The sequence below is a fragment of the Streptomyces sp. NPDC087901 genome (genome assembly GCF_044742205.1).
In the GTDB taxonomy this organism is placed as follows: Bacteria; Actinomycetota; Actinomycetes; order Streptomycetales; family Streptomycetaceae; genus Streptomyces.
In genome coordinates this window covers 382,945-404,914 of record NZ_JBIUUC010000006.1, presented here as the reverse complement: position 1 = coordinate 404,914, position 21,970 = coordinate 382,945, and the positions used below count along the sequence as shown (strand labels likewise).

14 protein-coding genes are annotated in these 21,970 nt (G+C 71.5%); 6 read left to right on the top strand and 8 right to left on the bottom strand.

The window, feature by feature from the left end; genetic code table 11:
• Positions 1-7 precede the first annotated feature (7 nt).
• The 4 genes from ACIOEW_RS21980 to eccD form a co-directional block, all read right to left on the bottom strand.
• Positions 8-1,387, bottom strand: a complete 1,380-nt coding sequence (locus tag ACIOEW_RS21980) for a M16 family metallopeptidase (protein WP_401965205.1) — start codon at positions 1,385-1,387, stop codon at positions 8-10.
• Positions 1,384-3,597, bottom strand: a complete 2,214-nt coding sequence (locus ACIOEW_RS21975) for a polyribonucleotide nucleotidyltransferase (protein WP_362556485.1) — start codon at positions 3,595-3,597, stop codon at positions 1,384-1,386. Before ACIOEW_RS21975 ends, ACIOEW_RS21980 begins: the two co-directional genes overlap by 4 nt.
• Before the next feature lie 270 nt (positions 3,598-3,867).
• Complete coding sequence (rpsO, locus tag ACIOEW_RS21970) at positions 3,868-4,158, bottom strand: 30S ribosomal protein S15 (protein ID WP_018551846.1); 291 nt, start codon at positions 4,156-4,158, stop codon at positions 3,868-3,870.
• A 176-nt stretch (positions 4,159-4,334) separates the two neighbouring features.
• The gene (eccD, locus tag ACIOEW_RS21965; protein ID WP_401965203.1) at positions 4,335-5,810 is read right to left on the bottom strand and encodes a type VII secretion integral membrane protein EccD; all 1,476 of its coding nucleotides are present in this window, start codon (positions 5,808-5,810) and stop codon (positions 4,335-4,337) included.
• Positions 5,811-6,017: 207 nt separating this feature from the next.
• Here eccD and eccCa point away from each other — a divergent pair, with 207 nt between their 5' ends.
• Together eccCa and ACIOEW_RS21955 are read left to right on the top strand one after the other, a co-directional pair.
• Entirely contained in the window at positions 6,018-9,971 is a 3,954-nt protein-coding gene (gene eccCa / locus ACIOEW_RS21960) for a type VII secretion protein EccCa (protein WP_401965202.1), read from the top strand.
• Positions 9,972-10,110: 139 nt separating this feature from the next.
• A complete protein-coding gene (locus ACIOEW_RS21955; protein ID WP_351000634.1) occupies positions 10,111-10,344 on the top strand; it encodes a DUF397 domain-containing protein in 234 nt (77 codons plus the stop codon).
• A gap of 195 nt (positions 10,345-10,539) precedes the next feature.
• On the opposite strand, the gene ACIOEW_RS21950 is transcribed toward ACIOEW_RS21955, so the two are convergent.
• From ACIOEW_RS21950 to eccB, 4 genes are all read right to left on the bottom strand, one after another.
• Positions 10,540-10,845, bottom strand: a complete 306-nt coding sequence (locus ACIOEW_RS21950; RefSeq protein WP_362556462.1) for a WXG100 family type VII secretion target — start codon at positions 10,843-10,845, stop codon at positions 10,540-10,542.
• Between the two features lie 37 nt (positions 10,846-10,882).
• Positions 10,883-11,233, bottom strand: coding sequence for a hypothetical protein (locus tag ACIOEW_RS21945; protein ID WP_362556460.1), 351 nt, complete (start codon positions 11,231-11,233; stop codon positions 10,883-10,885).
• 196 nt (positions 11,234-11,429) lie between these two features.
• Positions 11,430-12,650 (bottom strand): type VII secretion-associated serine protease mycosin, encoded by a 1,221-nt coding sequence (mycP, locus tag ACIOEW_RS21940; protein ID WP_401965200.1) that lies wholly within the window; start codon positions 12,648-12,650, stop codon positions 11,430-11,432.
• Positions 12,651-12,703: 53 nt separating this feature from the next.
• Positions 12,704-14,251 carry a type VII secretion protein EccB gene (gene eccB / locus ACIOEW_RS21935; protein WP_401965198.1) on the bottom strand — a complete coding sequence of 516 codons (1,548 nt, stop codon included), beginning with the start codon at positions 14,249-14,251 and terminating at the stop codon, positions 12,704-12,706.
• 226 nt (positions 14,252-14,477) lie between these two features.
• Between eccB and eccE the strand changes: the two genes are divergently transcribed.
• The 4 genes from eccE (at position 14,478) to ACIOEW_RS21915 (ending at position 21,875) form a co-directional block, all read left to right on the top strand.
• A complete protein-coding gene (gene eccE / locus ACIOEW_RS21930) occupies positions 14,478-15,797 on the top strand; it encodes a type VII secretion protein EccE (protein WP_401965197.1) in 1,320 nt (439 codons plus the stop codon).
• Positions 15,797-16,519: a hypothetical protein gene (locus ACIOEW_RS21925; protein ID WP_362556452.1), complete on the top strand. Its 723-nt coding sequence runs from the start codon at positions 15,797-15,799 to the stop codon at positions 16,517-16,519. The genes eccE and ACIOEW_RS21925 overlap by 1 nt, the downstream gene beginning before the upstream one ends.
• Before the next feature lie 311 nt (positions 16,520-16,830).
• A complete protein-coding gene (locus tag ACIOEW_RS21920) occupies positions 16,831-19,800 on the top strand; it encodes an SCO5717 family growth-regulating ATPase (RefSeq protein WP_401965196.1) in 2,970 nt (989 codons plus the stop codon).
• 197 nt (positions 19,801-19,997) lie between these two features.
• Positions 19,998-21,875 carry an ABC transporter substrate-binding protein gene (locus tag ACIOEW_RS21915; protein WP_401965194.1) on the top strand — a complete coding sequence of 626 codons (1,878 nt, stop codon included), beginning with the start codon at positions 19,998-20,000 and terminating at the stop codon, positions 21,873-21,875.
• Positions 21,876-21,970: the final 95 nt, after the last annotated feature.

Genomic DNA, 21,970 nt, shown 5'->3' with positions numbered 1-21,970 from the left:
AAAGGGATTAGGAGACCGCTTCGTCGAGGCGGCCGGCCTGCTTGTCCTTAAGCGGGCCGATGACGGAGAGCGAGGGGCGGTGTCCGAGGACCTCGCCCGCCACCGAGCGGACGTCGTCCGGTGTCACCTGCGCGATGCGGGCCAGCATGTCGTCGACCGACATCTGCTCGCCCCAGCACAGTTCGCTCTTGCCGATCCGGTTCATCAGGGCGCCGGTGTCCTCAAGGCCGAGGACGGTGGAGCCGGAGAGCTGGCCGATCGCGCGGCTGATCTCATCGTCGCCGAGTCCGTCCGACGCGACGCGGTCGATCTCGTCGCGGCAGATCTTGAGGACGTCGTGGACCTGGCTGGGCCGACAGCCCGCGTACACGCCGAAGAGTCCGCAGTCCGCGAAGCCCGAGGTGTACGAGTAGACGCTGTAGGCCAGGCCGCGCTTCTCCCGTACCTCCTGGAAGAGGCGGGAGCTCATGCCGCCGCCGAGGGCGGTGTTGAGTACGCCGAGGGCCCAGCGGCGCTCGTCGGTGCGGGCCAGCCCCGGCATGCCGAGGACCACGTGGGCCTGCTCGGTCTTGCGGTTCTGCAGTTCGACCCGGCCCGCGGTGCGCAGCGTGCGGGAGCCCTCGCGCGGCGCCGTCGGAACGGCGTCGGTGCGGGAGAGTGCTCCGGCGCGCTCGAAGGCCTTGCGGACCTGGCGTACGACCGTGGCGTGGTCGACGTTGCCGGCTGCGGCGACGACCAGGTGCGTGGGGTCGTAGTGCTTCTTGTAGAAGCGGGCGATCTGGCCGCGGTTCAGGGCGTTGATCGTGTCGACCGTGCCGAGGACCGGGCGGCCCAGCGGGGTGTCGCCGAGCATGGTGTGCGCGAACAGGTCGTGCACGCAGTCGCCCGGGTCGTCCTCCGTCATCGCGATTTCTTCGAGGATGACGCCGCGCTCGGCGTCGACGTCCTCCGAGGCGATCAGGGAGCCGGTCAGCATGTCGCAGACGACATCGATGGCCAGCGGCAGGTCCGTGTCGAGGACCCGAGCGTAGTAGCAGGTGTACTCCTTCGCCGTGAAGGCGTTCATCTCGCCGCCGACCGCGTCGATCGCGGACGAGATGTCGAGGGCACTGCGCTTGGCCGTGCCCTTGAAGAGGAGGTGTTCGAGGTAGTGCGTCGCGCCGTTGAGCGTCGGGGTCTCGTCGCGTGATCCAACGTTGGCCCAGATACCGAAGGTGGCGGAGCGTACGGAGGGCAGCGTCTCGGTGACGATGCGCAGGCCGCCGGGAAGGACCGTTCGGCGGACCGTGCCGATGCCGTTGGTGCCCTTGAGAAGCGTTTGGGTACGGGCGACGGCCCGCCCCTCCGAAGAGGGGCGGGCCGTCGTCACGGAACTACGGGACGTCACTTGTCGGTGTCGTCCTTCTTCTCGTCCTCTTCACCCTCGACGACGGGGATGAGGGAGAGCTTGCCGCGGGAGTCGATCTCCGCGATCTCGACCTGGACCTTGGCGCCGACGCCGAGCACGTCCTCGACGTTCTCCACGCGCTTGCCACCGGCGAGCTTGCGGATCTGCGAGATGTGCAGCAGGCCGTCCTTGCCGGGCATCAGGGAGACGAACGCACCGAAGGTGGTGGTCTTGACGACCGTACCCAGGTAGCGCTCGCCGACCTCCGGCATGGTCGGGTTGGCGATCGCGTTGATCGTGGCGCGCGCGGCCTCGGCCTGCGAGCCCTGCTGGGCACCGATGTAGATGGTGCCGTCGTCCTCGATCGTGATGTCGGCGCCGGTGTCCTCCTGGATCTGGTTGATCATCTTGCCCTTGGGGCCGATGACCTCACCGATCTTGTCCACCGGGATCTTGACGGTGATGATCCGCGGGGCGTTCGGGGACATCTCGTCCGGGACGTCGATGGCCTCGTTCATCACGTCGAGGATGTGGAGGCGCGCGTCACGGGCCTGCTTCAGCGCGGCGGCCAGGACCGAGGCGGGGATGCCGTCGAGCTTGGTGTCGAGCTGGAGCGCGGTGACGAACTGCTTCGTACCGGCGACCTTGAAGTCCATGTCACCGAACGCGTCCTCGGCACCGAGGATGTCGGTGAGGGCGACGTAGTGGGTCTTGCCGTCGATCTCCTCAGAGATCAGGCCCATGGCGATACCGGCGACGGCGGCCTTGAGGGGCACACCGGCGTTCAGCAGGGACATGGTGGAGGCGCAGACCGAGCCCATGGACGTCGAGCCGTTGGAGCCCAGCGCCTCGGAGACCTGGCGGATCGCGTAGGGGAACTCCTCGCGCGACGGCAGCACCGGCACGATGGCGCGCTCGGCGAGCGCACCGTGGCCGATCTCGCGGCGCTTGGGCGAGCCCACGCGGCCGGTCTCACCGACGGAGTACGGCGGGAAGTTGTAGTTGTGCATGTAGCGCTTGCGGGTCACCGGGGAAAGGGTGTCCAGCTGCTGCTCCATCCGGAGCATGTTGAGGGTGGTGACGCCCAGGATCTGGGTCTCGCCACGCTCGAAGAGCGCCGAGCCGTGCACGCGCGGGATGGCCTCGACCTCGGCGGCGAGCGTACGGATGTCCGTGACGCCGCGGCCGTCGATGCGGACCTTGTCCTTGATGACGCGCTCGCGGACCAGCTTCTTGGTCAGCGCACGGTAGGCACCGGAGATCTCCTTCTCGCGGCCTTCGAAGGCCGGGAGGAGCTTCTCGCCCGCGATCTCCTTGATGCGGTCGAGCTCCGCCTCGCGCTCCTGCTTGCCGGCGATGGTGAGCGCCTTGGCGAGCTCGGTGCTGACGGCCTTGCTGAGGGCCTCCAGGACGTCGTCCTGGTAGTCGAGGAAGACCGGGAACTCACCGGTGGGCTTGGCAGCCTTGGCGGCGAGGTCCGACTGGGCCTTGCAGAGCGCCTTGATGAAGGGCTTCGCGGCTTCCAGACCGGCGGCGACGACCTCTTCGGTCGGGGCCTCGGCACCGTCCTGGACGAGCTGGATGGTCTTCTCGGTGGCCTCGGCCTCGACCATCATGATCGCGACGTCGCCGTCCTCGAGGACGCGACCGGCGACGACCATGTCGAAGACTGCGTCCTCGAGCTCGGTGTGCGTCGGGAACGCGACCCACTGGCCCTTGATCAGGGCGACGCGGGTGGCGCCGATCGGGCCGGAGAAGGGCAGGCCCGCCAGGATCGTGGAAGCGGAGGCGGCGTTGATCGCGACCACGTCGTACAGGTGGTCGGGGTTGAGCGCCATGATCGTCTCGACGATCTGGATCTCGTTGCGCAGGCCCTTCTTGAAGGAGGGGCGCAGCGGGCGGTCGATCAGGCGGCAGGTGAGGATCGCGTCCTCGGAGGGGCGGCCCTCCCGGCGGAAGAAGGAGCCGGGGATCTTGCCTGCGGCGTACTGCCGCTCCTCGACGTCCACCGTGAGGGGGAAGAAGTCGAGCTGGTCCTTGGGCCGCTTGGAAGCGGTGGTGGCCGACAGCACCATGGTGTCGTCGTCCAGGTACGCGACGGCGGAGCCGGCGGCCTGCTTGGCAAGGCGGCCCGTCTCGAAGCGGATGGTGCGGGTGCCGAAGGTTCCGTTGTCGATAACGGCCTCGGCGTAGTGGGTCTCGTTCTCCACTAGTGTTTTCTCCATACTCGTCGTCTTTCGTCCTTACGCCCGTGTGGCGCGGGACGGTGCGGAGAGGCGCACCGTGTGTGCGGGGCCGGTCTTCGATCGAAGCTCCCGGGCGTTGTCCCGGGGGCCACTACCGAGGACCGGCGGCGGCCGTGGCGCGCCTCTCCTCGTCTGTTGTTGTACGTCCAGGTTACTGAGGTTGCCCCCGGTACCGCACGTACGGCAAAGGGAGCGGCCCCCTAGAAGTGGGAACCGCTCCCTTTCACAGCGTCCTTACTTGGCGCCGCCGGCCGCGCCACGGCGGATGCCGAGGCGGTCGACGAGCGCACGGAAGCGCTGGATGTCCTTCTTGGCCAGGTACTGCAGGAGGCGGCGACGCTGGCCGACCAGGATCAGCAGACCACGACGGGAGTGGTGGTCGTGCTTGTGCGTCTTGAGGTGCTCCGTCAGGTCCGAGATGCGGCGCGAAAGCATGGCGACCTGAACCTCGGGGGAACCGGTGTCGCCCTCCTTCTGCGCGAACTCGGTCATGATCTGCTTCTTCGTAGCGGCGTCGAGCGGCACGCGGTACTCCTCTTGGTCTTCGATGCGCCCACGAGTGCCCCTGGTCTTGATCTCAGGGGAGCTTGAGTGACTCGAGAGCGAAGGTCCGATGAGCGCAGCCCCCAGAGACAACCGGGAACGCGTACACAAACGGCCACAGCCAGACTACCAGCCGTTCGGAGCGGCCCCGACTGGCCTCAGCCCGTGAGGGCCCTGGCGCGCGCGAAGACGTCGAGGACCGCCATGCAGAGCGGCACCAGGGAGAGCAGGAGCGCGCTCTCCGTCAGGTCCAGGGTCCGGCCCCAGAAGGGGGAGAGTCCCTTGCGGGGAACAATCAGGCCCGCCGCTGTCAGCAGGGCCGCACCGGCGGTGACGGCCGCGGAAAGCCACACCGTACGGATGTCGAGCGAGCCGCGCTCTCCGTACCTGGCGAGCTCCGCTGCCAGGCCGGCGGGCGGATTCAGCGCGAGGCCGAGGATCAGCAGGGCGAGGGCTCCGAGGCCCGCCGCGAGCAGGCAGACGACCTGCGAGGTGTAGCGGAAGAGCCGGGCGCGCAGCAGCATGGCGAGCCCCGCGGCCACGGCGAGGAGCTGCCCCCAGGCGTCGCCGGAGAAGCCGAGCACCGCGGCGGACGCGGTGACGAGGGCCGCGCAGCCTCCGACGAGGCCGAGCAGGAGCTCATGGCCTCGCCGCGCCCGCTCCGCGATGTGCGCGGCGTCGACGGCGGCGTCCCCGTCTCCGGCGTCGGGATCGGCGAAGGGGTCGTCGTAGCCGGTCCGGGCGGGGCGCTGCGGGGCGTCCCCGATGGGGAGCCGGGCGAAGCGGGCCGAGAGGCCGGGCAGGAAGGCGACGAGCCCGATGGCGGCCGGGGCGCAGACGGCTGCCGCCGAGGCGGCGGCGGACGCGGTGAGGATCGCGGCGAAGGCCGCCAGGGCTCCCGCGGTGGCGAGGAAGGCCGCCGCGACGAACGGGGCGTCGCCGCCCGGGGTGACGGCGACCAGGACGACGGCGGCGGCCAGCACCGCGACGCAGCCGAGCAGGAGCTGAAGCCTGCCCGGCCCCTGGCCCGCGTCCGGGCCGATGATCCCGGAGCCCGCGATGAGGACGAGGGGCAGGGCGCCGAGGCCGAGCGCGACGGCCGTGGTCCGGTCCGCGTAGACCCGGGCGCGCACCCCGGCGAAGGCGGTGAGCAGCACTCCGGCGGCGCCCGCGATGGCGCCGGGGAGGCTGTGCGTGTCGTGGTGGACCGGGTCGGCGAACCAGAGGACGAGGCCCAGCAGGACGAGGAGCAGTGCGGCGCCCGCCGGGCCGGCGCCGCGCAGCAGGTCGTCGCTCCACAGATGACGGTCGCGGCTCACGGCCGAGGCGATGGCGTCCGGGACGTCGTCGAACAAGGCGGGCGGCAGCGATTCGGCGAACGGGCGCAGGCTGAGGATCTCGCCGTCGAGCACCTGCTGGGCGGCGAGGGTGCGGGCGTCGTCGAGGACGGTGCCGTCGCGTCGTACGAGGTGGTAGCCGGTGGGAGTGGCGACGGCCTGGGTCCGGCCGGTGAGGCGGAGGACCTCCGGGCAGACGTCGGCGACGGCGAGGTCCTCGGGCAGCGCGACGTCGATCCGGCTGTCGGGTGCCACGACGGTGACCCGGCAGAAACCGGTCGCTGCGGTCGTACTCACGTGTCTGGTCCCCCTGTTCCGCAATTGCCCACGATGCGCGCGCAACCCTACTGGAAAGGGTGAATCCCGTAATCTCCGCAGGAGTCCGGCACATAGGATCGCGGTCGCGCGGGAGCCGTTCCGTGGGCGGAGGCAGCCACGGGGCGCCGGTGCGGGTCCGTCCGGCCTCCGCCCCCGGCCCGTCCGTACCGAGGGATTGATGCACCGGTGAGTCAGATCGTCGTGAAGCGTCCGCCGCGGGCCCTGCCGCCGGAACTGCCCGCGGACGGGCTGGTGTTGAAAGCCCCTCCCCCGCTTCCGCGCGGGCAGCGGGAGGGCTGGTTGATGCAGATCCTGCCGGTGCTCGGCATGGGTTCGTCGGTGGTCTTCTTCTTCTCGCCCCAGGCGCCGCCCTTCATGCGGATCATGGGCGTGCTGATGCTGGTGTCGACGGCGGCCATGGCGGTCGCCCAGCTGGTCCGTCATCGGCGGGGCACACAGGGGCAGTTGGCGGATGCCCGGCGCGACTACCTCATGTATCTGGCGCATACCCGGCGTGCGGTGCGCCGGACGGCGCGCGCCCAGCGTGACGCGCAGTTGTATCTGCACCCGGGCCCCGAACAGCTTCGGACGGTGGTGGCCGAGGGCGTCCGGGTCTGGGAACGGCGGTCCGGTGACCAGGACTTCGGGCAGGTTCGGATCGGGCTCGGCGTTCAGGGGCTGTCGACACCCCTGTCCGCGCCCGAGACCGATCCGGCCGACGAAGCGGAGCCGGTGTGCGCGGGCGCGCTGCGGCGGTTCCTGGCGGTGCACGGCTCGCTGGACGGGCTGCCGGTGGCGTTCCCGGTGCGGGCGTTCCACCGGGTGACGGTGTGCGGCCTGCCGGAGTCGGCCCGGTCGGTGGCGCGGGCGATGGTGGCCCAGCTGGTGACGCTGCACTCGCCCGACGACCTGGTGGTCGCGGTCGTGGCGGGGCCGGAAGCGGTGGCGCGCTGGGACTGGACGAAGTGGCTGCCGCACACGCAGGTGCCGGGGCAGGTCGACGGGGCAGGACCGAAGCGGCTGTTCGCGGCGGACCTGGCCGGTCTGGAGCCGTTACTCGCCGGCCGGCTGGAGGGGCGGCCGCGGTTCGGCGGGGAGAGCGCGCCGCTGCCGGACCAGCCGCACATCGTGGTGGTCCTGGACGGCGGGTGGCCGGCAGGTGGCTCGGTGCCGGCGGCGCCCGAGGGGCTGCAGGGCGTGACCCTCGTCGAGGTGGTGCAGGCTGAGCCGGCCGCTCCCCGCGACGGGCTCACCGTGATGGCGCGGCCGGGTCTGCTGCGGGTGAAGTCGGGGACGGGTGCGGTGCACGAGGGTGTGCCGGACGGCATCTCGCTGCCTGTGGCCGAGGCGCTGGCCCGGCAGCTGGCGCCGTTGCGGACGGGCGGGGGCAGGGACGGTGAACCGCTGCTGTCCGACCTGGACTTCACCGAACTGCTGGATCTCGGCGACGCGGACACGGTCGATGTTGCGCGCACCTGGCGGCCGCGACCGGCCTCCGAACGGCTGCGGGTGCCCATCGGGGTCGGCGAGGACGGGCTGCCGGTGATGCTGGACCTCAAGGAGGCGGCCCATGGCGGCATGGGGCCGCACGGGCTGTGCGTCGGCGCGACGGGATCCGGCAAGTCGGAGCTGCTGCGGACGCTGGTGCTGGGTCTCGCGGTCACACACCCGTCCGAGACGCTGAACTTCGTGCTCGCGGACTTCAAGGGCGGGGCGACGTTCAGCGGTATGTCGCAGCTGCCGCACGTGGCCGCGGTCATCACCAACCTGGCCGACGACCTGGCCCTCGTGGACCGGATGGGCGACGCGATCCGCGGGGAGCTCCAGCGCCGGCAGGAGCTGCTGCGCTCGGCGGGCAGCTACGCCAGCATCCACGACTACGAGAAGGCACGGGCGGCGGGCGCGGCGCTGGAGCCGCTGGCCTCGCTGGTACTGGTGATCGACGAGTTCTCCGAACTGCTCACCGCCAAGCCCGACTTCATCGACATGTTCATCCAGATCGGCCGTATCGGCCGTTCGCTGGGTGTTCATCTGCTGCTGGCCTCGCAGCGGCTGGAGGAGGGCAGACTGCGCGGTCTGGACACGTATCTCTCGTACCGGATCGGGCTGCGGACCTTCTCGGCCGCCGAGTCGCGGACGGTGCTGGGGGCGCCGGACGCGTACCACCTGCCGTCGGTGCCGGGCTCGGGCCTTCTCAAGTCCGGTACGGAGGAGATGGTGCGGTTCAAGGCGGCGTACGTGTCGGGGGCGTACCGCGCGGGCGGCACCGCCCCCGCGGTGGGGCCCGTCCCGGCCGTGCGGCGGGCCGCCCTGTTCCGCGCACTGCCGGTGCCGTCGGCGGGTGCGGAGCCCGGCGGGGCCGTCTTGCCGGCCGCCCCGGTGCGGGACGACGCGTTGTCCGACACAGTGCTCGATGTGGTCGTGCGGCGGCTGGAGGGTCAGGGGGTGCCGGCCCATCAGGTGTGGCTGCCGCCGCTGGACCGGGCTCCGGCGCTGGACCAGCTGCTGCCGGGCCTCGCGTCGTCCGAGGGGCGCGGTTTCACCGCCACGGAGTACAACCGGCCCGGCGGGCTGACGGTCCCCCTGGGCCTGGTCGACAAGCCGGTCGAGCAGCGGCGCGAGGTGCTGTACCGCGACTTCTCCGGGGCGGCGGGGCATCAGATGGTGGTCGGAGGGCCGCAGTCAGGCAAGTCGACGCTGCTGCGGACCTTGATCGCGTCGTTCGCGCTCACGCACACCCCGCAGGAGGTGCAGTTCTACGGTCTCGACTTCGGTGGTGGCGGGCTGGCCCCGCTCGCGGAGCTGCCGCATGTGGGGCAGATCGCCTCGCGGCTGGATCCGGAGCGGGTGCGGCGTACGGTCGCGGAGGTGGCGGGGGTACTGAGCCGGCGCGAGGAGTTCTTCCGCGCCCGGGGCATCGACTCCGTCGCCACGTACCGGCGCAGGCGCGCTCTCGGTGAACTGCCCGGCGAGGCGTGGGGGGACGTGTTCCTGGTCATCGACGGCTGGGGCGGGTTCCGGAACGAGTACGAGTCGCTGGAGCCGGTCGTCACGGACATCGCCGCGCGCGGTCTCGGCTACGGCGTCCATGTGGTGCTGTCGGCCACGCGTCACATGGAGGTGCGCGCCGCGCTCAAGGACCAGATCCTCGGGCGGCTCGAACTGCGGCTCGGCGACGTCATGGACTCCGAGTTCGACCGGAAGGTCGCGGGCAGGGTGCCGGCCGGGACGCCGGGCCGCGGGCAGGTGGCGGAGAAACTGCACTTCATGGCCGCGCTGCCGCGCATCGACTCGGTCACGGATGCGACAGGCCTCGCCGATGCGACCACCGCGCTCGTCGGCAGGGTGCGGGCGGACTGGGCGGGCGCGCCGGCGCCTGCCGTACGGCTGCTGCCGCTCAGGCTGCCCGCGGAGCTGTTGCCGAAGGGGTTCGAGTTCCCGCACCGCGGCATCGCGATCGGGATCGCCGAAACGGATCTGGAGCCGGTGTTCGTCGACTTCGACACCGATCCGTTCTTCCTGGTCTTCGGCGAGAGCGAGTCGGGCAAGACCAGTCTGCTGCGACTCGTCGCGAAGCAGATCGCGGAGCGGTACTCGCCCGACGAGGCGAAGCTGGTCGTCGGGGACTACCGGCGCGGGCTGCTGGGCGCGCTGCCGGAGAGCCATCTGCTGGAGTACGCGCCGACGCCGGATGCGCTGGGGACGCACATGGAGGCGCTGGCCGGTGTGTTCGCGCGACGGCAGCCCCCGGCGGACGTGACTCCGCAGCAGCTGCGGGACCGGAACTGGTGGACGGGTCCGCAGATCTTCGTCGTCGTCGACGACTACGACCTGGTGGCGACGGGCGCGGGCGGTCCGCTGGCCCCGTTGGCGGAGTATCTGCCGTTCGCCCGGGACACCGGGGTGCGCTTCGTCATCGCGCGCAGTTCGGCGGGGGCCTCGCGGGCGATGTACGAGGTGTTCATGCAGCGGATCAAGGAGCTGGGGGCGCAGGGGGTGGTGCTGTCCGGGAATCCGGCCGAGGGGGATCTCATCGGCGCGGTGCGCGGGCATCCGATGCCGCCGGGGCGCGGGTACTTCGCCACCCGGCGGCAGGGCAGTGCGCTGGTGCAGACCGGAAGGCTTCCGGAGCGGCCCTGAGACGGGCGACGAGGAGCGCGCACTGCGTCATGGGAGCACAGAAGGGCGCCGTTCGCCGGGGAATCGGCGACCTCGCCAAAGGCCGCGGCACTGCCTGTACGGTGCCGTGCAGAGCCACGTACGGAGAGGAACCCTGACCATGGGCACGCAGGCGGAGAAGGACGAGCTGTACGCACTCGACATCTCGGGGGTGGAATGGCTGAGTGCGCCCGGGACCGAGGAGGCGGAGGAGCGCGTCGAGATCGCGCATCTGCCGGGCGGGGCCGTGGCGATGAGGTCCTCGCTGGATCCGGACACCGTGCTGCGGTACACGGAGGCCGAGTGGCATGCGTTCGTACTGGGCGCCCGGGACGGTGAGTTCGACCTGACGTAGGGGCGGGGCTGCGTACGGGAGGGGCACGTTCACCGGAACGTGCCCCTCCTGCTTGTGCGCGGCCCCGTGCACCCCTCCTGCCTGTGCGCGGCGCCGTGCACCCCTCCTGCCTGTGCGCGGCGCCGTGCACCCCTCCTGCCTGTGCGCGGCGCCGTGCACCCCTCCTGCCTGTGCGCGGCGCCGTGCCTCGTGCGTTCAGTACGCCTCGGTGAAGAGGCGTGAGGCCCTGAGGTCCGTGGCGCGGTAGTTGTCCTTGCCGTTCTCGATGATCCTCGCGACGTGCTCCAGGCGGCCCTTCATGTCGTCGGCCTTGCCCCGGTACTTGTTCTGGAGCATCACGTACGCGGTGTGGGCCTCGCCGTCCCAGGTATCGGTCACCACCTTGAGCGCGCCGTCCATCTCCTCCAGGTCGCGGCAGATGTTCTGCGACACCACGCGGATGCGGTTCGCCATCTCCTGGACGCTTTCGTACTTGACCTTGGTGTGCGGGTCGTGCCCCATCCGGGTTCTCCTCTGCTTCGGGTGCGGGGGGACCGGTTCAGACTCCGTTGAGCCCCGAGGCGTTGCCCGCCGAGGCCGGTGTCCTGACCGCGTTGAAGGCCGCGCGGACCTCCTCGTCATTGGCGTTGCTGAGGTTCCTGGTACTGCCCACCGCGTGGAGCAGCACATTCAGCAGCCGGCGGATCTCGTCGTGGTCCTCGTTGATCACGAGCTGCGCGGACGTGAACCCCGAGGCCCCGGCACCGGTCCAGCCCGCCGCGGCCGTCGCGAGGATGTCGGCAAGCTCCCTGGCCTGTACGGAGACCGCCTCTGCGGTTTTGACGATCTTGTTCCTGGCCTGGATGACCGGCTCGTCGGCAAGTCCGAAACCGCCCGCGGGGTTGGTCATGCGGAGGTCCTCTCTCGGTTCGCTGGGGGATGCGGGCAGGGGGCGCCGCACCGGCTCCGGAGCACCCCGGCCGGTCCTGATCCCCCGTCACCCGTCTCAAGTCCGCGATCACCCTAGCCACTTCGGCGCCTCGTGCCGCCGCCCCCGGCGGCGGGGAGCCGCCTCGGTCCGGGTCACCCAAGGCGCCTCGTGCGGGTCACCGCCGGCGCGGAGCGCGGCGTCTGCGGAGGTCGCGCGCCACGGTCGTGGCACCGGCCACCACGGCCACCAGCACGGCAGCCGCGGCCAGTGCGTAGGCCGCGTACCGCTTACTGCGTTGCTGCGCGGTCTCCGACGTCAGCAGGGGCGCCGGCTCGGGAGCCTGGGCCCCGGCGGGGGGCGTGTCCGGGTGGGGGGCGTCCTGCGGAGCGTCGTCTCCGGACAGTGCGCGGACCGGATCGACTACACCCCATCCGATGAAGGCGTCACGGCCGTTGACGGAGCGCTCCGCCGTCTGTTCTATACGGGCGATGATCTGGGCCGCCGTCCAGTCCGGGTACTTGGCGCGCATGAGCGCGACGACCCCCGTGACGTACGGCGCGGAGAAGCTGGTGCCGTTGTCGGTGCACTGGCCGTTGCCCGGGACGGTGGAGACGATGTCGACACCGGGGGCGGCGACCCCCACGAAATCCCCTGCCTGGGAGAAGGGCGCGCGTTCGTTGTTCCGGTCTGACGCGGCGACGGCGAGGACGCCGTCGAAGGCTGCGGGGTAGGTGCTTCTCCGTCTGCCGTCCATGCCGCCGTTGCCCGCGGCGGCGACGACCACGACGTCCTCGGCGATCGCCCGCGCCACCGCCCTGCCCAGCAGCGAGTCGTCGGCCAGCGGCCTGCTGGTGTCCTGGGAGATGTTGATGACCTGGGCGCCCTCGGCGATCGCGTGGTCGATCGCGGCGGCCATCGCGCTGTCCCTGCCGTTGTGCCGCCCGTCGTTCTGACGGATCGGGATGACGGTGGCCTCGGGGGCCAGGCCGACGAAGCCGGTGCCGCCGCGGGGGCGGGCGGCGATGATGCCGGCGACCTTGGTGCCGTGACCGACCTCGTCCACCGTCCCGTCGCTTCCCCCGCCGTCGGTGTAGTCGATGCCCGCGGAGGCGTCCACGGCGCCCCTGAGCTGCGGATTGGTGTCGTCCACCCCGGTGTCGATGACGGCGACGCGGATCCCCTTGCCCCGCGTGTCCTGCCACAGTTCGTCGAGAAGCACCCGCTGGAGCGGCCACGGGCGTCCCTCGAACTGCTCCTTCATCGGGAACTCGCACGCGCCGCCGCCGTCCAGGTGCGGACCGCCCGGGTCCGCAACGGCGTACGCGGCCTGCGGCCCCGCCAGGGCGCCCAGCGCGGCGGCGGCCGCCGTCAGCAGGACCCTTTTCCGGTACGGCATCGCGCTCTCTCCCCCGCGTGTGTTCCGGTGTCGCGCCGCCCCGCCCGGGTGCGTCACGAACCCTGCGGCCGACGGGCGCTGTTGGTGTCGAGCCTGGGGCCCTTGGCGAGGAACTCCGACCAGGCGATCGGGACGAGGGCGGGCGTCACCTTCTCGTATCCGAGCCTGATCTGTGCCTGGCTGGGTTCGGGCCGCCCGTCGGAGCCGTCCTTCGCTCCGCCGGTGCCGATGCCGGACCGTTCGGCGTCGCTGTCGCCGTTCGCCTGGACCGCGTACCGCAGGCCGGTGTCCGTCACCAGGAAGAGTGATCCGTCCGGACTGCTCTGCCCTTCCCTCACCTGGGTGTAAAGCAGCCCGCTGCCCGGGGTCACGTAGGTGCTCGTGCCGCCTGCGCCGACGGAGGCGGGGTACGCGACACCGGCCCAGGTACTCAGCGTCGTCCGGCCGGTGCCGTCCGTGCCGCGCAACACGTTGCAGACGGTGTCCCGGCCGGCGGCACCCGCATCGGTGGCGTTGACGCGGACGGCTCTGTGCGTGGGCCAGCGCGCGGCCTGGCCCGCGAAGGGTTCGGGGCCGGGAACGAAGTCCTGGAGGCCGGCGGGGCGCGCCTCTCCGGCCAGGTCGAGGGACGCGGTCTGCGGGGAGTTGATCAGCAGCCAGGCGGTGAACTCGGAGACGGGCCGGACCTCGCCGTCGAGGACGACGTAGTGGGCGGTGCCCTCTCCGTTCCTGGTGCGCAGCACCGTGCCGACGCGGTTCTCCCGCGCGGACAGGTGTCCCTCGATGTGTGCCGGGGCGCCGACGTCGCCGGGGATCCGCGGGAAGGCGACCGGGCTGCCGTCGTGCAGCGTGGCCAGCCAGTCGTCCGTGACCGACTGCGGCTGCGCGCTGCCGACCAGGGCGCCGGTGAGATGGCCGAGGTCGGCGGCGGTCTCGTCGACGCGGTACTTGGTGCCGCGGGCGTCGACGAGGTAGCGGGTCCCGTCCTGTCCCTTGACATAGAGCACTTGGCCGCCGCTGAGCCGGCCGCCGTTCTCGGTCAGGGCGTTGTCGCGTTCGGCGAGGACGAAGGAGGCCTTCTGCACGGTGCTGCCGCTGCCGGGCTGGACGCAGACGGCCCAGCGCTTGGCGGTGCCCGCGTCCTTCTTCTCGGGCAGCCGGTCGGGGGCGTACGGGATGCCGAGGACGGGCCCGCGCGGGGGCTTGCCCGCGTCGAGGATGTCGTCGGCGACCTGAACGACACCGTAGTTCTGTGGAGTCAGCAGCAGCCGGGCCGAGGCGAGGTTCAGCACGGGGTGCAGCAGCGTCCTGCGGTTTCCGCCCTTGCCGGTGGTGAGCACCACGTAGCGGGTGGTCGACGTCTTGCCGACGATCACTTTGGTGCCGGGGCTGTCCCAGTCCTCGGGGGCGGCGGGCCTGAACATGCCGTAGGCGCCGAACCCCGCGAGGATCAGGGTGCCGACGACGAGGCCCGGCACGACGGCGCGCAGGGGGCGCGGGGCACCCTCGTCGGAACCGGTGGGCGAGGGCTGAAGGAATGCCGCCACCATGCGCCGCTTCTCGAAGGTGTACGCGTTGAGGTCGTCGCGCCGCGATGCCATGAGTCCGTCCGTCTCCCCGTGTCCGACCGCGCGGCACCGGGAGCGACCGCGGCCGGCGTCCCGTTTCGGACCCCCCGATGCCGGACCGGCTCCCTACTATGCCTGTCGATTCAGGGGTGTTGCGGTCCGGGTAGGGTGATTCACCCCGCCGGAGACCTCGGCGGGACGGGCGTGGCACGGGCCGGGTCGCGAGACACCGGACCCGGATGAACGGGGGGATGCCGCGATGACGGCTTCCACGACGCGGACGGCTCCGGCCCCGGAGACACGGCCGCCCAGACCGCCCCGGGCCGGAGCGCCGGACGCCTCGGTACACGGCGGCGGGCCCGGCATCGTGCGGTGGGGCGGGCGGGCCGGATCGTTCGGACCGTTCCGGCTGCACCAACTCGTCCTGTGCGAGATCGCGGGGGCGCTGCTGCTCTGTGCCGGGGTCGTGGATCCGCTGCTGCTGGCCCCGGCCTCGGTGGCGGCCGCACTGCTGGTGATGCTCGCCGTCGTGCGACGGCACCGGCGCTCGCTTCCGGTACTGCTGTACGCGGTCCTCGCGCTGCGGGCCCGTAACCGCAGGTCCGCGTCGACGGGACCGGCCGCCGGAGCCGAGCCGGGCATCGCGCCCGCGGTCGAGTGCGAACCGGCGCTGCGTACGCACTCGTTCGGGGGCCCGGACCGGCAGCCGGTCGGCATGATCGGCGACGGAACGTACCTGACGGCCGTCCTCAGGATCGACGCGGACGGCACGGCACTGCGCCCGGACCGGTCCGCGCGGCCGCTTCCCCTGGCACTCGTGCGGGACGCACTGGACGTCGACGGCATCCGGCTGGAGTCGGCTCAGATCGTGCAGCACACCCAGCCTGCGCCCGCGTCACATCTGCCGGAGCAGTCGGTCGTGGCCCGCAACTACGCGCCCCTGCAGGCGCGGGCGGGTTCCCCCGCGGTCCGGATCACCTGGATCGCGCTGAAGCTGGCCCCCGAGCTCTGCCCGGAGGCCGTACGGGCGCGGGGCGGCGGCTTCACCGGTGCGCAGAAGTGCCTGGTGCGCGCGGCCGACCAGCTGGCCGGCAGGCTGACAGGGGCGGGGCTGCGTGCGACGGTGCTCACGGAACAGGAGCTCGGCGCGGCGATCGCCACGTCCGTCTGTGCGAGCCCGTCGGCCACGGCACGGGCCGGCCGGAACGGGGCGCCCGCCCGCCGCACCCGGGAGACCTCGCGCACCTGGCAGTGCGACGACCGGCTGCACACCACGTACTGGGTGCGCCGCTGGCCGGAGCTGGGCGGGGGCGGAGCCCCGATGCCGCAGCTCGTCGCGCTGCTCACCTCCGTGCCGGCCCTGGCCACGACGTTCGTCCTCACGCTGGGACACGGCGACCGGCAGGAGATCACGGTCACCGGCCACATCCGCGTGACCGGTCGCGACGACCGGGAACTGAGGTCCGCCCGCCATGAGTTGGAGCTCACGGCCCGCGGCGTGAAGACGTCACTGGTGCGGCTGGACCACGAACAGCTGCCCGGGGTGCTCGCCACCCTGCCCCTCGGAGGCACCCGCTGATGTCCGTACCCGCAGGAGGCCGTGGGCGACTGGGCTTCGGGCTGACGGGCCCGCGCCGGCTCCGCCATACGGTCCGGCCCGAGCAACTGGCCTCGCTGGCCCTGCCGGTCGGCGACGACGGTGTGGTGATCGGCGTGGACGGCGAGGGGCGCCCCGCCGTGCTCGGCATCATCCGGCCCACTCCGTACGACGTCACCCTGGTCGGAGGGTTGTGGACGGCGCAGGTGCTCGCGCTGCGGGCGGCTGCGACCGGCGCCCGGATCGTGGTGGAGACGGGGCGGGCCGCGGCCTGGGACGGGCTGGTGCGGGCGGCCGGCGGTGACGGCTGCGGCATCGCGCTGCACGAGGTTGGCCGGGTGCCGCCGCAGGGGCCCTCGGCCGGATCGCCGGTCGTGGTGGTGCGGGACTGCGGCACGAGGCCACCGCGCGGGCGGGTGGCGGCCGGCCCTTGGCAGTCGGTGGTGACGCTGCTGCCGTATCTGAGCCCGGTGGCGCCCCGGTTGATGGCGAAGTCGTCCCTGGTCGGCATTCAACGGGTGTCTCCCGGCGAAGCGGAACAGATCGGTCATCTCATGCGCCTGGGGCCCGGCGAGACCCGGGCTCTGTCCACTCTGACCGACGGAGTCACCCTCTGGTGCACCCGCCAGGACCGCCGGTTCGTGATGATCCATCCGACCGATGCGGAATCGGGACTGCTCGGCAGCGCCCGCAGGATGGACTGACGACCCACCATCACGTGTGCGAATTGTTCGGATTTACCTGCGCAGATGTACATGTTTGACCGCTTTATGACTCACTCCCGGCCGCACTCAGACCACTTGGGGGCAGTACGTGACGTACGGGACAGCGGTCGCGGTGCCGTACGGCCTGCCGTGGTGAGCCCGATGACGATTAGGGTGGGTCCGGGCGCGGCAGAAGAACCTGCGGGCAGGCAAGGCCGTCCCAGGGGGAGAGCCGGGCGGTTCGCACTGCGGGAACGGTCGCCCCCACCCCCCCCACGGCACAAGGGTGCTCGACCACACCAGGAGGCAAAGTGAACGGCGATCGGGACGAGATGCGCGGGGGCTGGAACACGCCCGTCGACGAGTCGTCCGACGCGGAACCCGCCGAGATGACGGGTGAGTTCACCATCGACTACACCCCGCCCGCCTGGTACACGCAGAACGCGCCGGGCGACTCGTCGGGCGGCGCCGGAACACACCTGGCACCGCCCCCGCCGCCCAGCGGCCTCCCGGTGTCCGTGCCCGGACTGCCGCCGGGGAGCGGCTTCGAACCCGACTGGACTCCGGCACCGCCGACCCCGGCACCGGCACCGGCACCGGCACCGGCACCGGCACCGGCACCGGCACCGGCCCACGATGCGGCCGCCAGTCATCCGGTGCCGGGTGCGGCCGGCGCGAGCGGTGCGCCGGATCCCTTCGGGGGCGGCGACGTGGAGAGCGGCGCGACCATGCGGTTCCCGGCCGCCGCGCTGAAGCGCGAGATCGCCGAGCGCGAGGCCGCTGCGGTGGGCACCGCCGAGGCGGAGGCCGGCGCCCCTGCGGCCGGTGCCGACGGGGAGGTCGCGGAAGCCGGAGCCGATGCGGCCGCGGACGCCGCGCAGAACGATTCCGGGGCAGCCGGGGAGACCGGTTCCGGAGAGACCGGTTCCGGGGAGACCGGGGCGGACCCGGACTCCTCCGCGTCCGAATCCCCCTCGCCTTCGTCCGACGCCGTGCCGTCCGACGCACCTCGGGCACCCGCCGACGCCGGGCCGTCCTCCGCAACGGAGGAAGAGCCCCGCGTGACCGCCGGCGACGCCCCCTTCGGCACCCCGCCGGTGGACGGAGCAGCAGCCGCCGCGAGCCACGACTCCGGCGACGGCCCGCAGGCCGACGAGCCCGCCGACGCCGTACATACGGACCCGGCACCCACGGACTCCGCGCCTCCGGCCGCTCCCACCGGCGCGGCCCCCCTCGACGTACCGTCGGACAGCGCCGCCCGGAACACGGCACCGGCCCCCTGGACGCCTGCGCCGGGAGCGGGCGGCCTGCCGCCGCTGCCGCCCTCCTTCCAGCCCGCGACGGCACAGCCCGCCGCACCTCAGCCGGCGTCCCACTGGCCTCCGCAGGCCCCGGCCGACGCAGGACAGGGCGGCTACGGATTCCCGCAGGCTCCGGCGAACCCGCAGGCCCCCGCGTTCCCGCAGCAGACCGCCTCGGCACCTCAGGGAGGGTACGGCTTCCCGCAGCAACCGCACCCCCAGCAGGCCCAGCCGGGAGCCGCGCTTCCGGCGCAGCTCCCGCAGCCCCCGGCGCCGCAAGCACCCCAAGCGCCGCAGACACCTCAGGCGCACCAGTGGCCCCCGCAGCAGCAGGGCGCGGCACTGCCCCCGCCGGCACCTCATGCACCTCAGTTGCCTCAGGCCCCGCAGCAGCCGCAGGGCGGTTACGGATTCCCCCAGGGTGCCCAGCCGCCGGCTCAGCCCACCCCGAATCTGCCCGCGCAGATTCCCCCGCAGCAGCCTCAGCACCCGCAACAGCCTCAGCACGCACAGCAGCAGTACCCGCAGCAACTCCCGCCACAGGAAATGCCGCAGGGAATGCCGCAGGGCGTGCCCGCCGACCCGCGGGCCGGTAGCGCGTGGCCCACACCGGTCACCCACGACCAGCGCGAGCGTTCGGTGCCGGGTGCTCCGCTCGGTTACACGGCCGCCGTGGAGCTCTCCTCCGACCGGCTCGTCCGGGGCAGGCAGAAGGCGAAGAGCAGCCGCAACCCGTCCGGCGCCTCCCGCTTCAAGCTGGGCGGCAAGAAGGAGGAGATCGAGCGGCAGCGCAAGCTCGAGCTGATCCGCACTCCGGTGCTCTCCTGCTACCGGATCGCGGTGATCAGCCTCAAGGGCGGCGTGGGCAAGACCACGACGACCACCGCTCTCGGCGCGACCCTGGCCACCGAACGGCAGGACAAGATCCTCGCCATCGACGCCAACCCCGACGCGGGCACGCTGGGCCGCCGGGTCCGCCGCGAGACCGGTGCGACCATCCGCGACCTGGTCCATGCGATCCCGCACCTCAACTCGTACATGGACATCCGGCGGTTCACCTCGCAGGCGCCCTCCGGCCTGGAGATCATCGCCAACGACGTGGACCCGGCGGTCTCCACCACGTTCAACGACGAGGACTACCGGCGTGCGATCGAGGTACTGGGCAAGCAGTACCCGATCATCCTCACGGACTCGGGTACCGGGCTGCTCTACAGCGCGATGCGCGGCGTGCTGGACCTCGCGGACCAGCTGATCATCATCTCGACCCCGTCGGTCGACGGTGCGTCAAGTGCCTCCACCACGCTGGACTGGCTGTCGGCACACGGGTACGCGGAGCTGGTCCAGCGGTCCCTCACCGTCATCTCCGGGGTCCGCGAGACCGGAAAGATGATCAAGGTCGACGACATCGTCCAGCACTTCGAGACGCGCTGCCGCGGCGTGGTCGTCGTACCGTTCGACGAACACCTGTCGGCCGGTGCCGAGGTCGACCTCGACATGATGCGTCCGAAGACCCGGGACGCGTACTTCCACCTCTCCGCGCTCGTCGCCGAGGACTTCGCGCGCGCCCAGCAGCAGCAGGGGCTGTGGACGGCGAACGGCAGCAACCCGCCGCCGCAGTACGCCCCTCCGATGCCCGGCCAGCAGGCACCGGGCCAGCCGGCACCCGGGCAGCAGCCGTACGCACCCCAGCAGCCGTATCCACAGCAACCCGGACAGCCGTACCCGCAACAGCCCTACGGCGGTCAGCCGCAGCAGCCCTATCCCCCGCAGCCGGCCCCCGGCGCCGGGCAGAACTGGCAGCAGCAGCCGCCCTCCCAGCCGCAGCCTCAGGCCGGCCAGGCGGGTCCGCCGCCGCAGCCGCAGTACGGCGGACAGCCAGGTCAGCCGGGGCAGCCCGCCCACCCCGAACTCCAGGGCCCCGTCCCGCCCGCGGGGTGGCAGCAGCAGCCTCCGCAGCCGCCGCCAGCGCCTCAGCAGTAAGGCGTCAGAGGTCTGAACCAATGAGGGTCCACATCGTTCTCGCGATGTGGACCCTCATTGCATTCCCGCAGACCACACGCCGTTTCGGTGACCGTTGACGCGGCTCGACCACCGCTGATAAACCTTCGCTTCACCAGCTGGCGAACCACAGATCAACCCGCCTTCTCCGTGCGAGTCATGACGCGAGGTCCCTGACCATGGTCGAAAGAGTTCCACCGTCCTCAGCCCAGCCACGCTCACGTCGGCGTGTCCTCCTGGCCTCCGGCGCCGCCGCCCTTGCTCTCGCAGCCGGGTCCATCGTGCCGGGCGTACCCCTCGTGGCCGCGCCCCAGCAGGCGCAGGCCGCCGACAGCGGCAACAAGACGCTGACCGTCGCGGTCGCGCAGAGCGTCGACTCCCTGAGCCCGTTCCTCGCCCAGAAGCTGCTGAGCACGAGCGTCTCCCGGCTCATGTACGACTTCCTGACGAACTACGACCCCAAGGACAACCACGCCGTCCCGGGTCTCGCCACCAAGTGGGAGCCGTCGGCCGACAAGCTGACGTGGACGTACACCATTCGGTCGAATTCCAAGTGGTCGGACGGTCAGCAGGCCACCGCCGAGGACGCGGCCTGGACGTTCAACAAGATCATGACCGACGAGGGCGCCGCCCAGGCGAACGGCAGCTTCGTCACCAACTTCAAGAAGGTGACGGCCCCCAGCCCGACGGAGCTGGTCATCGAGCTCAAGGAACCGCAGGCCACGATGGCCGCGCTCGATGTCCCGATCGTCCCCAAGCACGTCTGGGAGAAGGTCAAGGACTTCTCGAAGTTCAACAACGACGCCGACTTCCCGATCGTGGGCAACGGCCCCTTCGTGCTGAGCGACTACAAGGTCGACCAGTACGTGAAGCTCAAGGCCAACAAGGACTTCTGGCGCGGCAAGCCCAAGTTCGACGAGCTGGTCTTCAAGACCTACAAGGACCAGGACGCCGCGGTCGCCGCACTCCGCAAGGGCGAGGTCTCCTTCGTCGCCGGCTCGCCCGCGCTGACGCCCGCCCAGGCCGCGTCGCTCAAGGGTGACGCGAACATCAAGGTCAACGAGGGTCCGGGCCGCCGCTTCTTCGCGCTGGCCACCAACCCGGGCGCGCAGACCAAGGACGGCAAGAAGTTCGGCAACGGCAACAAGGCACTGCTGGACCAGAAGGTCCGCCAGGCGCTGTTCCTGTCGATCGACCGCAAGACGATCATCGACAAGGTCTTCCAGGGCCACGCCGTCGAGGGTCAGGGCTACATTCCGCCGCGCTTCTCGGCATACAACTGGCAGCCCTCGGCGAGCCAGAGCCTCGCCTACGACCCCGACAAGGCGGGACAGCTGCTGGACCAGGCGGGCTACGAGCTCAAGGGCGGCAGGCGCGTCGGCAAGGACGGCAAGGCGCTCGACCTGCGCATCCTGTGCCACGCGACGGACCCGAACGACAAGGCGATCGGCAAGTACCTCAAGGAGTGGTGGGGCAAGATCGGGGTCGGCCTCAAGGTCGACTGCCTCGACGACGTCTCCGTTCCCTGGTACGCCGGTGAGTACGACCTCGCCTTCGACGGCTGGTCCGTCAACCCGGACCCGGACTTCGTCCTCGGCATCCACACCTGCGCCGCTCTGCCGACCGAGGCCAAGGCCAGCGCGGCCACGGACAACTTCATCTGCGACAAGACGTACGACGGGCTGTACAAGAAGCAGCTCGCCGAGTACGACCCCGCCAAGCGGGCGGACCTCGTCGGGCAGATGCAGTCGTGGCTGTACGACTCCGGGTACATGAGCGTCATCGCGTACCCGAACGCGGTCGAGGCCTACCGCACCGACCAGATCAAGTCGATCACGACCATGCCCGAGGCGGCCGGCAACATCTACGGCCAGGACGGGTACTGGAGCTGGTGGTCTGCCGTTCCGGCGGGCAGTGACGGCGGAGACGGTGACAGCGACTCCGGTTCGAGCTCGACCGGGATCGTCATCGGAATCGTCGTGGCCGTGGTGGTCCTCGCCGGTGGCGGGTTCCTCCTCTCCCGGCGCCGCCGCACCACCGCGGACGAGCGCGAGTAGTTCCGCGGACCGCGGGTAGTTCCCGCGGACGGGATGAGAGCGATCGGCGGCGGGGTCCGGGCAGCCGGGCCCCGTCGGCCGATCCCTCTAAGTGC